Genomic DNA, 14346 nt, shown 5'->3' with positions numbered 1-14346 from the left:
AAAAGGGAGAACACCTCTTATGCCTACCGCAACCAAGAAACTTTCCGTGGCCGAAGATCGCTCTGCGCGCTTACAAGAAGCTGGCACTGGATGGGGTGAACGCATTTCGGCAGCCCCACAGAGCGCACAACTCACCTTTAGTGTTCGCGGCGAAGGATTCGACTCTGTAGCCAGTAACATCAGGGCCGGCAAGCACAGCTTTACCGTTGATGAACCAGCTGCACTGGGAGGCAGCGACATCGCGGCCAGCCCGGTGGAATATGCCTTGGCAGCGTTGGTTTCCTGCCAAGTAGTTGTTTACCGTCTGTACGCGGAAAACTTGGGCATCCAAGTAGATGATGTGCAGATCACCGCTGATGGCCAGCTTGATGTTCGTGGCCTGTTTGGCATTGATGAAACAATTCGTCCGGGCTTCTCCTCCGTGGACTTGCAGGTGCACATTGCGGGTCCTGAATCCGCAGAGCGTTATGAAGAACTACGCCAGGCTGTGGATGCTCACTGCCCAGTATTGGACTTGTTCGTCAACCCGGTGCCGGTGACTACCTCGGTGCACGTTGTTGAAGCTAATAATTAGTCTCAGCTGAACCAAAAAACGCACTGCGGTGACCCGAATTTCAGGGCCACCGCAGTGCGTTTTACAGTAATGGATTATTCGCTAAGGAAATCCAGTAGGACCTTGCCCGAGGTGGAAGCATCCTTGGCCGTTTCAAAGGCTTCAAGACTTTGGCCCACTGGGAACTCGTGGGTGACAGCATCCGAGATCCGTAACGACCCGTCGGCCAAGGCAGCAAGAACGTGGTCAATTTCGTCGTTAAAACGGAATGAACCGACGAGTTCTAGTTCACGGGTGATGACAAGCGAGATCAGTGCTGGCTGCTCACCGGTTGGTAGCAGGCCAACCATGACTACTCGTCCACCGCGCGTAGCACCGCGTACTGCCGAGGCCAGACCACGGTAGTTGCCACTAGCCTCGATCACCACGTCGGCATTAACCTTGCCGATGGACTCTTGATCATCCGCCCGCAGGGTTGAGGTCGCACCGAGCTTTGTTGCGATCTGAAGTGGCTTGTCATGCATGTCCACCGCAATGATTTCTGCGGCTCCGGCGCGCTTGAGCACGGCGACTGCCAAAGCTCCAATGGGGCCGGCACCGATGACCAGTGCGCGCTTTCCAGCAACATCTCCCGCACGTGAAACTGCATGCCAGGCCACTGCTGCTGGTTCCGCCAACGCGGCATCACGTAGTGAAAGGGACTCGGGTAGAGCGCGCAACATCCGAGCAGGTAGGTTGACCTCGCGGGCGAACGCACCTTCGGTGTGTGGATAGCGGGCTGCAGATCCTAAATAGGTGCAGCCTGGAGACAGGTTGGGACGTTCGGTTGGATAAGGTTCTCCAGTTTCGCCGGGAGTTGCCGGATGCACGGCGACTTTGGTGCCGGCGGCTGGCCCAGTGCCATCGGCGGCCGTCTGCAGGACGGTGCCAACAATCTCGTGGCCTAAGACCATAGGTGCTTTAAGAATGGATTCACCGGCAGCACCATGGCTCCAGTAATGCAGGTCTGATCCGCAGATACCGCCGTAGGCGATGGAAATGCGTGCTTCATCTGCAGCCGGTGCGGCTAGTTCGATCTGCTCAACGCGTAGATCCCCTGCCGCGTGGGCAACAACGGCTTCGGTGCTAGTAGCTAGGGTGTTAGACGACAACGCTCATGCCTCCGTCGATAAAGATAGTCTGTCCGTTGACGTAGTTGGAACCATCCGAGGCCAGCCATACGGCCGGGCCCGCCAAGTCCTCAACGGTTCCCCAACGGGCTGCTGGTGTGCGGCCCAAGATCCAAGAGTTGAACTTCTCATCATCAACGAGGTTCTGGGTCATTTCGGTGTGGATGTAGCCAGGTGCGATGCCATTAATTTGCAGTCCGGAACCAGCCCATTCGGCGGTCATGGCGCGGGTGAGGTTTCGCAGGCCACCCTTGGCCGCGGTGTACGCGGAAATGGTGGGGCGCGCCAGGTCGGTTTGTACCGAGCAGATGTTGATGATCTTGCCTTCACCGCGCTGCACCATGCCACGGGCAACTTCGCGTCCTACCAAGAACGCGCTGGTCAGGTTGGTATCAATGACGCGCTGCCAGTCAGCTAGTTCCAGCTCAAGCATTGGCACACGGTGCTGAATTCCAGCGTTGTTGACCAAGATGCGGATGGCACCGATGTTCTTTTCGATGGCCTCGATATTTTCACGTACTGCCGCGTCATCAGTGACGTCAAAGCATGCACTGTGAATTTTTTCGGTGCCGTAATGGCTGCTAAATTCGGCAACGGTTTGGGCCAAGCGTTGCTCATCGCGTCCATGAAGAATGACGGTCGCGCCGGCATCGGCTAGCGCTCGGGCAAGTTCGCGGCCAATGCCGCGGGAGGACCCGGTGACCAGGGCCAAACGTCCGGATAGGTCAAAAAGTTGACTCATGAATTCCCTCGCAAGAAGTGTCGATAATTCACCGACGGGAACCCATCACCGGCCTTGGCCTAGTGGTGTATCCAAAAAGTAGCCCCGTCGCTCCCTCAAAAGATATCAGATATATGTAACGCACGTTGCAATAAAGTACGATTTATGAATTGCTGGACGAGCAGTTGATGGCTTAAAGAATCTCCAGCCGCCATGGGTGGCTGGGAATGCTTTTCCGCAAGTTCGGCAGGGTCACCCTGTCGAGCAGCGCACATTTCCGCCAGTCACACTATGGGTCCACGAAAACTAACTTTTCGCGATGGAACAGTTTTTGAATACCAGAACGTTCTCATTTGCCACCATTCGGCACTCACCGGTGAGCACGAGACGACCTTCTGGCGCGATACCCTCCAGAGTTCGGAACGAAGCTTTAGCCTTGGATCCATAAGGAAGAACTAAAACTGCAAGTAGCTCGCCGTGCGATCGATCGGATCCCTCAATTACCGGCGTCGAGTACATGCTTTGCCCCGCGCGAGGTGAGGTCAATTCGACGGCAAGTTTGCGCCCAAGGTAATTCTTTTCAGATGCTTCCGGATCTTCAAGGAACTCATTGAGCAACGCCCCTGATGTCAATCATTAGCCACTTCGTTTCCGGTGCGTTCTGCAGGCAATAGCTCCGCCAGCCGATCAAGGACCACCCGCAGATGCTCGCTTTCTTCGGCACCGAGCAATTCAACAACCCGTTCTTCAAGGTCATCTACGATGGCCTCGCCTGCGTTCAACGCGGTACGCCCTGCATCAGTCAAATACAATTCCTGCACTTGCGCGTGCCGCGGATGAACCTTCCGCTCAATGAGGCCGAGTGTTTCCAACCGGGTGGCCAGAGAAGCGATTGCCTGAGGAGTGACGTTGAGTCGACGTGCAAGCGTGGCTCCAGCAAGCCCCGGTTCGGCGCTCACCGATGCGAGCAACGCGTAGTGCGAGGAGCGTAACCCCACTGCTCGAAGCTGACGGTCTTTCAGGTTCTGCACTGCCAGCTCCGCCCGACGCAACGCCCAAATTACTCGGGCTCGGGGATCCGGGGTCTCCGCCATAGAATTTTCACTCATAACTTTAATGTACACTCATTGTCATCTATCAAACGCTTTATACTCGTCAACACTTCGAGTCAATATGTCTCGACCAATCGCATTCATCACAGGAGCTAGTTCTGGGATCGGCGCCGCCATGGCAACGGTTCTTGCCGAGGCGGGCCACGACTTAGTACTTGTCGCCCGGAGAGCAGACAGGCTAGCAGCGCTAGCCGAGCGACTTTCCGACGCGGGAGCAAGCTCAGAAACCCTGACCGTAGACCTCTCCGAGAAAGCAGGCCTGAAACGCGCAGTTGAACGTGCCGCTGCCGGTGACATTGATGTCCTCGTATCAAATGCAGGAGTCAGCGCTTATGGGCCGTTCGCAGAAATCGACCCCGGTGAGCTGGATCGAGCTTGGACACTAAATGCTGATGTCACACCGGTCCTGGCCAGAGCAGCACTCCCCGGCATGCTGGGACGCGGGCGGGGTGGAATCATCAGTGTTGCCTCCAACCTCGCATTTAGTGCGGGTGCCGACCAACCCCGGGTACTAACTCGTCGTCGGGAACGCCCGGCACAAGTGCAACGTTGCCACAGCGCGCGCTGTACGTGGGAGCTAAGGCAGGGACGATGGCTTTTACCCGAGTTCTCGCATCGGAGTTGCACGGCACCGGGGTGCAGGCAACTGTAGTGTGCCCGGGTTTGGTGTCCACGGAATGGAACGGTGGAAAGTCGCAGGGCCCCCGTGCCATGACGGCCGAAGACGTAGCTCAGGCAGGGTGGGTAGGATTCTCGCTCGGGGAAGTCGTTTGTCTTCCCGGACTGGAAGATGAACAACTAGTAGAGCAATTTACCGGAATTGAACGCCGCATCATGGGCGAAAATCTTGGATCTGAGCTCGCGACTCGCTACCGGAATCAAGAAGCCAGCGCCTCCGAATAATCGCCAACCAAACAGGGCGGTCCCTAAAGGCTTGGAGTAGAGCAGGGCCGCCACCATGAACACATATTTAAGATCGATGTCTTCCTGCTGCGCCTTGGGGTATTGCCCGTAGACGAAGACGTGGGTTCCGGACTAATTTGGGGATCTAGTGCGTCTGCGAGTAGAACCAAGTGATGTGTTCTTCGAGCAGCTGCGCTGCTCGTTCACGCTGGCCAGTAGCAAAAGCATGGTGGATGGCCTTGTGTTGGCGGCGTAAAACCTTGACCACAGGTTGCCACGATTCGTCGTCAGGAATCGATGCCGCAACATAGTCACTAATCGAGTTGCGCAGCGATTCCATCATGGACTCCACCACCGCATTGCCGGCCATGGAAGCCAGCAGTACGTGGAACTCGGCATCAATACGATGGAAGGATTCGCGGGACAGTTGCGCGTCATCCATACGCATAATCAACACAGCAGTGCGCTCAATGACCTGCTTTGCCTGGATTGGATCGCGCGGAGTCATTTGCGCAGCCCAGGTCTCGAGCAGAATGCGCGATTCAACGATCTCGCGAACATTGATGCCCTTAGCCGCCAAATGCAGGCGCAAGGCCTGGGAGATCCCGGCCGAAGGGTTGGAGATGATCACGGCCCCGGAGTTGGGTCCGGAGCCCGTGGAAGTCTTAATTATGCCCATCACATCAAGGATGCGAATGGCATCTCGCACCGAGGCACGAGAAATCCCATGTTGCTCCGCGAGCGCACGTTCGCCTGGAAGCTGGTCCCCAACGGACAGCTTCTCGGTCAGCAGATCTTCCTCAATTGCTTGAAGCACGACCTGGTACGCACGCGGAGCTGGGTTAATAGGCATCGAATCTATTTTAGCCGGTCAAAGAACTACGGAAGCATCCACGAAAGCACCGGGGTGGACTGCAGGTAAACCAAACAGCACAGCACCAGCAGCATGCCTACAGACCATCCGGCGACCTTCTTGAGGATGACCGATTCCTGGCCTTCCATCTTCACGCTGGTTGCGGCGATCGCAAGGTTCTGCGGGGAGATCAGCTTGCCGACCACACCACCTGAGGTATTAGCAGCCACCAATAGGTTGGGGTCAATACCCGCATTCACACCAGCGGTCTGCTGCAGCTTGGCAAACAACGCGTTCGCAGAAGTATCCGAGCCGGTCACGGCGGTGCCGATCCAGCCAAGAATTGGTGAAAGGAACGCAAAGAATCCACCGGCTCCAGCCAGCCAAGTGCCCACCGTAATGGTCTGGCCGGACAGGTTCATCACATAGGCCAAGCCGAGCACCGAAAGGATGGTCAACGCGGCAAATCGCATGTTGTAGATAGTCTTGCCGATTTCCGACAGACCTTCACCAAAGGTCAAGGCGTACTTGCCGCCGGAGGTATTGCGTGAATATACAAAAGCAACAATCACGCCGGTGATCAGCAGCAGAGTACCCGGCGAGGACAACCACGAGAAGGTGTACATGGTTGACGAGACAGCCTTGCCGCTGGAGTCCACCACTTCCCCATATAGTCCTGGCCAACCGAACTTGATGTCAGTACTAGCCAGCCACGCTGGGATGTCGATTCCCAATTTCCACAGTTTGGCCAGGCCGAAGATGACGATGACCAGCAAGTATGGGAACAGCGCCATCCAGGTATTTAGTCCGTGCAATTTAGTGCCCTGCTCCACCGGCAATGCAGCAGCCTCAGCGGTCAACACGCGCTGGCGTGCTTCGGATGCACCCTTAGGAGTCCAGAAGCGCAATAAGATGACCGCTGCGGCCAATCCAACCAACGAGGCCACGATATCAGTGAGTTCGTACGAGAAGTAGGTGGAGCACAGCCACTGGGCGATACCGAAGGAAATACCGATAGTCAGGGTCGCTGGCAGCACCTGGCGCACACCGCGCCAACCGTCAAGGATCAGCACCAAGATAGTTGGTACAAACAACGCCAACAGCGGCGACTGGTGGCCTACCACGGCACCAATTTCATGAGCCGGGATTCCGGTCAACGCACCAGCGGTAGTGATGGGGATGGCCACCGCACCAAAAGCCACTGGTGCAGTGTTGGCAATCAGCACGGCACAAGCCGCACGCAGCGGAGACAGCCCCAAAGCCAGCAGCATGGTGGCGGTAATGGCTACCGGTGCACCAAATCCAGCCAGCGCTTCAAGCAACCCACCAAAGCAGAAAGCGATCAACACAGCCTGAATTCTTACGTCCCCGCCGCCGATCACGTCGAAGACACGACGCAGGTCTTCAAAGCGTCCGGATTTGACGGTGACTTGGTAGAGGAAGATGGCCATGACCACGATCCAGACGATCGGGAAGGCCCCAAAACCATTCCCATCGCCCCGGAGTTCAGTGCCATCAATACCGGCATTTTCCATCCAATAATGGCGACGATAATGGCGACTGCCAGAGATCCCAATCCGGCCCAGTGCGCCTTGGTTTTGATCACAGCCAACAGTACAAAGAAGGTGATCAAAGGGATTAAAGCAACAAGCGCCGAGAGGGCAACACTGCCCGCTATCGGCTCGGTAGATGGTGTAAACACGGTGTGGGCGTCCTTACTAGAAGATGGTCTGACCATATGTGGTCCGACCACCAAGAGTACAACGTGAGTGTCATCACAACAAGTCTTGACTATTACGAATTTCTTCGCATAGTATGGTCAGACCACACTCTGAAAGAGTCATTTATTATGCGAATCGCTCTCTTTGCCACGTGCATAGTGGACGCTATGTATCCAGAAACCGCCAAGTCGACAGTGAAGTTGCTCGAACGCTTGGGACATGAGGTAATTTTCCCCAGGGCACAAGCCTGCTGCGGGCAGATGCACATGAACTCCGGCTACATGCCCGAAGCCTTGCCCGTGGTCGAAAACCACATCAATGCCTTCGACACCGACGACTACGACGTTGCAGTCGCCCCTTCCGGTTCCTGCGTTGCCTCGGTTAAGCACCAGCACCCCTACCTAGCTGATCGCTTGGGCAAACCAGAACTCAAGGAACGAGCCAAGGCCGTTGGGGCGCGCACCTATGAACTGACCCAGCTACTGGTGGACGTTCTTGGCATCACCAATGCGGCCGAACAACTAGGCAGCTACTTCCCCGAAACCATCACCTACCACCCGTCCTGCCACGGCATGCGGTCCTTGGGACTAGGCGATCGACAGCTGGACCTACTCAAGACCGTCGGCGGTATTACCGTCAATGAACTTCCAGAGGCCGACCAGTGCTGCGGTTTTGGTGGAACCTTCTCGATCAAAAACGCGGATGTCTCCTCGGCCATGCTTGATGACAAGGTGAAAAACATTTGCTCCACCGGCGCTTCGGCCTGTTCCGGCGGTGATGCCTCCTGCCTGATGCACATCGGCGGTGGCCTTTCCCGCACCGGAGCCAAACCAAAAACCCTGCACCTGGCCGACATTCTGGCCAGCACCATGGAAGAGACGGTGTCACTGTGACTCAGGTATTCCTCGGCATGCCCGCTGGCGGACAGGGCAACCTGTTCGAATCCGAGCCTTTCCCCCAGGCAGCGCACCGCGAACTGGGCAACACCCAGATGCGCAAAAACCTGCGCCATGCCACCCACACCATCCGCGATAAGCGCCTGAAGGTCGTTGGTGAACTCCCCGACTGGGAAGCCCTGCGTGATGCGGGCAGCGTCATCAAGAACAATTCGATGGCCACCCTTGAAGAGCGTCTGCTGGAATTCGAAAAGAACTTCACCGCACGCGGCGGTATTGTCCACTGGGCCCGTGACACGGATGAAGCGAACCAGATTGTCACCGATCTTGTTAAAGCCACCGGCTCCACCGAGGTGGTCAAGGTTAAGTCCATGGCCACTCAGGAAATTGGCCTCAACGAGCACTTGGAAACCGAAGGTATTAGTGCTTTTGAAACCGACCTTGCCGAACTGATTGTCCAGCTAGGCCACGACAAGCCAAGCCACATCCTGGTTCCTGCCATCCACAAAAACCGCACCGAGGTGCGCGACATCTTCCTGAAGGAGATGCCGGTGGTGGATCCGAACCTGACCGATGAGCCAGCCAAGTTGGCCGAAGCGGCTCGTGCCCACCTACGCAAGAAGTTCTTGGCTGCCAAGGTCGCGATCTCCGGAGCCAACTTTGCCCTAGCCGATACCGGCACCTTGGGCGTGGTCGAGTCCGAAGGCAACGGCCGCATGTGCCTGACCCTGCCAGAGACCCTGATCACCGTGATGGGTATCGAGAAGGTACTGCCGCAGTGGGAGGACATCGAGGTCTTCATGCAGCTGTTGCCACGCTCCTCCACCGGTGAGCGCATGAACCCGTACACCTCACTGTGGACCGGTGTCACCGAAGACGACGGCCCGCAGAATGTGCACATCGTCTTGCTCGATAACGGACGCACCCGAGCCCTGGCCGATCGTTTTGGCCGCACCGCGCTGAACTGCATTCGTTGCTCGGCCTGCATGAACGTCTGCCCGGTCTACGAGCGCACGGGCGGTCACGCCTATGGTTCAACCTACCCGGGCCCGATCGGCGCGATCCTCTCCCCGCTGCTCACCGGCATCGAGGTTGAGGAAAACGGATCTCTTCCTTACGCTTCCTCACTGTGTGGGGCTTGCTATGAAGCCTGCCCGGTAAAGATCAACATCCCAGAAATCCTTGTGCACCTGCGCGGCGAAGATGTGGATGCCAAACGTGACAAGCACAAACTGCCTACCCAGATGGATCTATTGATGAAGGGCGGATCTTGGGCTTTGGGCAAGGGCAAAAATATTGGTCTGCTCGAAAAAGCACTGCCACTGGGTCGATTGGCCGCCGGTAAGGATAAGAAGATCAAAAAGCTGCCGGGCATCGCTGCCGGGTGGACCCAGAGCCGCGACATTCCCGCACCACCAAGTAAGTCTTTCCGCGACTGGTGGAGCGACGAAAAGGAGTCCAAGTGAGCGCCAAAGATGAGATCCTCTCAAGGATTCGTACGGCCCTAGCCGATACCCCGGTGACCGAAGAAGTGCCGCGCGAATACCGCACCACCTCCGCCATGAATGAAGAGCAGCTCATCGAACTCTTGGTAGACCGTTTGGTGGATTACAAGGCCGGCGTTGAGGTCATCGATGCGGCGCAGATTCCTGAATTTGTGGCAGCCAAGCTCAAGGACGCCAGCAGTGTTGTCTACCCGCAGGGCCTAGATACCCACTGGCTTTCGGCGCTAGACAAAGATGTGGAACAGCGTCTTGATGCTCCCGGCGCCCGCTTGAGCGTGGCCGAACTAGATGCCACCAGTGCGGTGGTGACTTCTTCAGCAGTCTCCGTCGCGGAGTCGGGCACCATCATCCTTGATGGTCAGCCAGATCAGGGACGTCGTGCCATCTCGTTGGTACCGGATCACCACGTGTGCATTGTGCCGATCTCCACGATTGTGCAGCTACTGCCCGAAGCCATGCCACGGCTTTCTATCACCCGCCCGCTAACTTGGATTTCTGGGCCTTCGGCCACCAGTGATATCGAGCTCGAACGTGTTGAGGGTGTGCACGGTCCACGAACCTTGGATGTACTGATGGTGCGCGGTCTGTAATTCGACGCGCTCAGACTTGTGGCCGATTCCCCACCCAGATTCGGGCGGGCAATCGGCCACAACTATTTCTTCTGCAAGCTCTACTTGGTGGTCACAGCCATTTCGTTAGGCTCCGCGTCCAGTCTCACGGTCGCAGTCTTTTTACCGGTCTCAAGGTCGATGGCGTACACCGACTTCTTAGCTGGTTCGCTGACGTAGGCGGTGTTGCCATCAATGCGCAGGGACGGGTGGGCTTCCTGCCATTCGGCCGGTCCTTCCCACGGGTCAATAACATCGATGTCACGGGTGATCTTCCCGGTGCTTGGATCAATCACGTGGATCTTACCGTCGGTACCTAACAGGTAACCAAGATCCTGTGGACCACGGGTGACTCCGCGCCAGGTGTATTCAATTCCCTTGGGCAGATCTACTACCTTGTAGCTGAGCTTGGCGGTATCGATCAGGGTGATCTGGTGCAGCAAATTGCCCTCGGCATCTGGGTCATCCTTGTAGTCGCCAATGACTAATTCACTGGTTGGTGAGACGTAGGCGTTGCCCATGCGACCATAGGTATCAGGTGCGGTGAGCTTCGTGAATTTTCCGTCAGCAAATACCAATGCCCCGTCCTCACAGCCGAAGACTGCACGGCCATCTGCAGCGGTACCTTCACCGTGCACTCCCGGGCAATCGGTGCTTTCGGCGATCTTCTGCTGTTTGTCATCAAGCAGTTTCACACCGGTACGTGAGGTGTCATCACCAACGGTGGTCAACAAGGAACCGTCGTCCAAGGCCACCGAGACCCCGTGATGAGCTGGGGATTCGACAGTTTGAACCTCCGGCAGTTTTCCATCGGCCTCCGCGAGCTTATTGGTGTCGAAGATCGTGGTGGTTCCGCTGCCGTCGTCAAAGAGCGCTGTCTTGCCAGCATGTGGAACCACATGTCCAGCAGCTCCGGCGACAAAGGTGGTCTCGGTCAGTTCAGGAGCCGTTGCATCCAGAACTTGGAATCCTTTGGAGGTGGTGAGCAGGAAGTTTTTGCCATCTCCTGCCGAGTTCAATCGCGTGAATTCTTCGGTGTCAAAACTCTTGAGTACTTTCAGTGACTTCCCGTCGAGTACTGAGACGCCGTCTTTATAGGTCACCGCGATCCTAGTTGGTGACACAGTTTCGGATTCGGCAGCACTGGGTGCGGTGCATGCGGTGGCCAGTAGACCTAGGACGGCTAGAGCTGACCCGGCTTTGAGGGTGCGAGGCGAGATGAGATTCATGATTCCTTTCTTGTTGCGCTTAGTTGCGCAGGGCATGGGTGATTCGTTCGGTGTTCACTTGCATCATCTGCAGATAGCTATCGGCCCCTTGATGCGGTGGCGTGAGCGATTCTGAATACAATTCGACGATTTGTACCTCTACTTGGGCTTCATCGGCCAGGGCGCGTGCCAGCTTGCCCGGCTGGGCCGACTCAACAAAGATCGCGGGGACCTTTGAACTACGAATGGCTTCGGCCAGCGACGCTAGATCCGCTGCACTTGGAGAGGCGAGTGTTGTCCCCGAAGGGATCACTGCCCCAATGGTTTTGAATCCGAAGCGTTCGGCGAGATAACCAAAAACATGGTGGTTGGTTACCAACGCCCGAGACTGTTCGGGAATCTGCGCGAAAGAAGCGGTCATCTGCTGTTCAAGCTCAGTGAGCTCGGCGCGGTACCCCTGGGTATCGGAAGCCAACTGTTCCGCAGAAATTCCGGGGAGATCCTTGAGTTGCTGGTGTAAGGCGTCAACCACCTGGATCATCTTTGCTGGGTCGGTCCAGAAATGTGGGTCGGCTGCACCGTTAGACCCTGCAACCTCTAGAACCTCAAAATGATCGCTGGCGACAAAGTGGTTGTTTTCGGCCTCATCAACCGCGTCCAGCTGATGTTGCAGGCCTTCTTCCAAATTCAACCCGTTGGAAACCACCAGGTCTGAATCATGGAGCAAGGCGGCTTGCTGCGCGGAGATCTCAAAGGAGTGCGGATCAACATTTGGGGGCATCAGCGTGTGAACTTGGGCTTGGTCACCGACTAGGTTCTGCACAACATTTCCAAGAATGTTGGTGGTGACCACAATGCTCGGTTTCTCATCTTGCTGTGCCGTGCCGATGCAGCCAGTCAGTAACAGCGATACGCCCAGCAGCAAGGCCAGCGCTTTACCTGAGTGCCTTATATTGTTGCTCATCAATTCCCCACCTGAGTCATCCAGGTCGGATCTATTTGCGGGCTAAGGGTGCGGGCGATCCGTGCTGAATCAGCAAAATCGATTTCAAACACTCTCTTCTGCGCAGGGGCATTCACGTAGGCTCGCTGAGCATCGACGACCAAATTTGTGCTCGCCAAGGCCTGAGGATTTTTCACAGTTTCCTGAAGCACTGGCTTGCTGACTCCGGTAGTTTTTCCGGCTTCTGTGGAGTAGACCAGCACCCGTCCGCTTGCATCTACAGCCACCACGTTGCCGTCTTTATCCCCCACGGCAGTGACCTTCAGGAGGTTCTGATCCTCCATAATTCTGTTCATGCTCAGGTCTCGGGTATTAATAACCCAAGCCCCTCGCTCCCCTGCCAGACCAGCCACCACAGGGCGGGCCTTGCGATGTTCAAGCTGGTCAACTCGTTCATCAGCGGTAGTCCCTTGGGGATATTTCACCAGTTCAAATTCTGGGTGTCCAGGCTGTTCTTCGTTGGCAACGAGGATGCCTTCTTCACACGCGATAGCGAGTCCTGCAGCAGTCTGTGTGGCATCACTCGGGTTAGCGCAGGGAGCGTTTGCACCGTCTACCGGGTGGCCCTCGGCGTCCAAATATTGCACTTGTGCCGGAGCCGTTTCACTTTTAGCTTCGCTAGTTATGGCACCTTCTCCCAGCGGAGTCAGTAGACCTTGATGAGGTGAGGCTTGAGTAGTGAATTGTTCACTGACGTTACCCTTGGCCAGTTCAGAATTCTTTAGAAGAATTCCCCTTCCCGTCTTTGGGAAATAAACACCGGTACTTCCTGCGGTGGAGAGCGGTCCACCGATGATCTGCGCTGGTCCCTCGCCATCGAGATGACCGACAGTTTGCGGTGTGCCGCGGTAGTAATGGAAATGGTCCGTGTGGTTCCAGCTCCACATCCCGCTATCAACGATGTCTACCCCTGCCCCCGTATCTGCAAAGAGGTAGCGTCCCTCGGTTTGGAGGTTCTGGATGTTCTTTAGCTCGCTCAGTTCAGTTTCTTCATCGGTGAGCAGATCCAGCATTCCGCTTGTGCCGCTAGCGTCCACTGTCACTAGATGTAGTGGTGCCTCGGGCATTTCTTGTGCTCCTTCAACGGCTCCGTGATCTGCCGGTTCCACGGCGCTATCGTCGTTGGTGGCGGACGGAGAGGCGGCGCATCCCGCCAGTAGTACTGCGCTTAGTAGTACTGCGGTAAGTGAGTAGGACTGAGCCTTCATGTGGCACTTTCAACGTGTAGTAGCGATTTATTGTGTGTCGTTTCAGGCATGCACTTGTGAGTACTCAGAAGCTTTTGAATCAAGGCCGAAATGCCGGCCAACGAAATGGCCAGGCAAGAGATTGAAGGCCCCGCTGCCGTTTGTGCGTACCAAGAAATTAGTAGTCCGCCGCTCACACTGAGCACTCCGAAAACGGCGGCCAGGATCATGATGGCGGGAATGCGCGCTACCCAAACCTTGGCCGCTACGACTGGCGCCAGTAGCATGCCAACCACCAGCAACGTTCCGACAGACCGGAAGGAGGCTGTGATAGACAGCGCTACTAAAAGCACCAGCATGATTTGTGCTAGTCCTGGCTTGAAGCCCAAGGTCAAGGCGATTCGAGTGTCGAACGCACTAGCTACGAAGGCTCGGTGAAACTTCACGGCAATGGCCACGCTCAGCAACAAGGCACCGGCTAGAAGCCACAGGTCCGCAGTGTTGATGGCCAGGATGTCGCCAAAGAGCATACTTGTGGCGTCCGTGGCAAAGCTACGTGAGTGGGAGACGATGATGATTCCCAGTGACAGCATGCCCACGAAGACCAGACCGATGCTGGTGTCGTAGGAAAGTTTTCCTTTCCGTTGCATTGCACCAAGTAGGCCAGTCATCACCACGGCACTGGCCGCAGCGCCGAGCATTACCGGCAGTCCCAATACGGTCGCGAGGGCAACTCCAGGGAGCATGCCGTGGCCTATCGCTTCGCCGAGAAAAGCCATCCCACGAATCACGACCCATGTACCGGCGATGGCACAAATAACTGCGACCAAGCTGCCGCCGATCAGGGCGCGCTCCATGAACTCAGAAGTGAAAGGAAGTATCAACACATGACACAGAGTAACCTTAA

The 14346-nt window shown here is 56.4% G+C and carries 14 protein-coding genes and 1 pseudogene; 6 read left to right on the top strand and 9 right to left on the bottom strand.

Features of this window, described 5'->3' with window-relative positions; translation table 11 throughout:
• Positions 1 to 19 precede the first annotated feature (19 nt).
• Positions 20 to 574, top strand: coding sequence for an OsmC family protein (locus tag N6V40_RS05630; RefSeq protein WP_262199340.1), 555 nt, complete (start codon positions 20 to 22; stop codon positions 572 to 574).
• A 74-nt stretch (positions 575 to 648) separates the two neighbouring features.
• Here N6V40_RS05630 and N6V40_RS05625 read toward each other — a convergent pair whose 3' ends face one another.
• From N6V40_RS05625 to N6V40_RS05615, 3 genes are all read right to left on the bottom strand, one after another.
• On the bottom strand, positions 649 to 1704 hold the full coding sequence (locus N6V40_RS05625; RefSeq protein ID WP_262199339.1) for an L-idonate 5-dehydrogenase: 1056 nt from the start codon (positions 1702 to 1704) through the stop codon (positions 649 to 651).
• Positions 1694 to 2464, bottom strand: a complete 771-nt coding sequence (locus tag N6V40_RS05620) for an SDR family oxidoreductase (protein ID WP_262199338.1) — start codon at positions 2462 to 2464, stop codon at positions 1694 to 1696. The genes N6V40_RS05625 and N6V40_RS05620 overlap by 11 nt, the downstream gene beginning before the upstream one ends.
• A 608-nt stretch (positions 2465 to 3072) precedes the next feature.
• A complete protein-coding gene (locus N6V40_RS05615; protein WP_262199337.1) occupies positions 3073 to 3552 on the bottom strand; it encodes a MarR family winged helix-turn-helix transcriptional regulator in 480 nt (159 codons plus the stop codon).
• Between the two features lie 7 nt (positions 3553 to 3559).
• Between N6V40_RS05615 and N6V40_RS17605 the strand changes: the two genes are divergently transcribed.
• Both N6V40_RS17605 and N6V40_RS05610 read left to right on the top strand, forming a co-directional pair.
• Complete coding sequence (locus N6V40_RS17605; protein ID WP_396268425.1) at positions 3560 to 4207, top strand: SDR family NAD(P)-dependent oxidoreductase; 648 nt, start codon at positions 3560 to 3562, stop codon at positions 4205 to 4207.
• Positions 4105 to 4458 (top strand): SDR family NAD(P)-dependent oxidoreductase, encoded by a 354-nt coding sequence (locus N6V40_RS05610; RefSeq protein ID WP_262199336.1) that lies wholly within the window; start codon positions 4105 to 4107, stop codon positions 4456 to 4458. The genes N6V40_RS17605 and N6V40_RS05610 overlap by 103 nt, the downstream gene beginning before the upstream one ends.
• 145 nt (positions 4459 to 4603) lie before the next feature.
• On the opposite strand, the gene N6V40_RS05605 is transcribed toward N6V40_RS05610, so the two are convergent.
• Both N6V40_RS05605 and N6V40_RS05600 read right to left on the bottom strand, forming a co-directional pair.
• Positions 4604 to 5311, bottom strand: coding sequence for a FadR/GntR family transcriptional regulator (locus tag N6V40_RS05605; RefSeq protein ID WP_262199335.1), 708 nt, complete (start codon positions 5309 to 5311; stop codon positions 4604 to 4606).
• Between the two features lie 26 nt (positions 5312 to 5337).
• Positions 5338 to 7049, bottom strand: a pseudogene (locus N6V40_RS05600) (L-lactate permease).
• Positions 7050 to 7160: 111 nt separating this feature from the next.
• On the opposite strand from N6V40_RS05600, the gene N6V40_RS05595 reads away from it, so the two are divergent.
• Genes N6V40_RS05595 through N6V40_RS05585 form a run of 3 tightly spaced genes read left to right on the top strand, consistent with a single transcriptional unit; the run spans position 7161 to position 10023 of the window.
• Positions 7161 to 7925, top strand: a complete 765-nt coding sequence (locus tag N6V40_RS05595; protein ID WP_262199334.1) for a (Fe-S)-binding protein — start codon at positions 7161 to 7163, stop codon at positions 7923 to 7925.
• A gap of 17 nt (positions 7926 to 7942) precedes the next feature.
• Positions 7943 to 9394 (top strand): LutB/LldF family L-lactate oxidation iron-sulfur protein, encoded by a 1452-nt coding sequence (locus N6V40_RS05590; RefSeq protein WP_396268625.1) that lies wholly within the window; start codon positions 7943 to 7945, stop codon positions 9392 to 9394.
• Positions 9391 to 10023 (top strand): LutC/YkgG family protein, encoded by a 633-nt coding sequence (locus tag N6V40_RS05585; protein ID WP_262199332.1) that lies wholly within the window; start codon positions 9391 to 9393, stop codon positions 10021 to 10023. The genes N6V40_RS05590 and N6V40_RS05585 overlap by 4 nt, the downstream gene beginning before the upstream one ends.
• 80 nt (positions 10024 to 10103) lie before the next feature.
• Here N6V40_RS05585 and aztD read toward each other — a convergent pair whose 3' ends face one another.
• From aztD to aztB, 4 genes are read right to left on the bottom strand one after another with little or no spacing between them, the layout of a single operon-like run.
• Complete coding sequence (gene aztD, locus N6V40_RS05580) at positions 10104 to 11270, bottom strand: zinc metallochaperone AztD (RefSeq protein ID WP_262199331.1); 1167 nt, start codon at positions 11268 to 11270, stop codon at positions 10104 to 10106.
• Between the two features lie 19 nt (positions 11271 to 11289).
• Positions 11290 to 12213: a metal ABC transporter substrate-binding protein gene (locus N6V40_RS05575; RefSeq protein ID WP_262199330.1), complete on the bottom strand. Its 924-nt coding sequence runs from the start codon at positions 12211 to 12213 to the stop codon at positions 11290 to 11292.
• Complete coding sequence (locus N6V40_RS05570; protein ID WP_131089177.1) at positions 12213 to 13460, bottom strand: ABC transporter; 1248 nt, start codon at positions 13458 to 13460, stop codon at positions 12213 to 12215. Before N6V40_RS05570 ends, N6V40_RS05575 begins: the two co-directional genes overlap by 1 nt.
• On the bottom strand, positions 13457 to 14326 hold the full coding sequence (aztB, locus tag N6V40_RS05565) for a zinc ABC transporter permease AztB (RefSeq protein WP_242632491.1): 870 nt from the start codon (positions 14324 to 14326) through the stop codon (positions 13457 to 13459). Before aztB ends, N6V40_RS05570 begins: the two co-directional genes overlap by 4 nt.
• Positions 14327 to 14346: the final 20 nt, after the last annotated feature.

The organism is Glutamicibacter sp. M10 (genome assembly GCF_025452055.1).
Classification (GTDB): domain Bacteria; phylum Actinomycetota; class Actinomycetes; order Actinomycetales; family Micrococcaceae; genus Glutamicibacter.
Note: the sequence above shows the minus strand (reverse complement) of the source record. Positions and strands in the feature narration are given on the sequence as shown.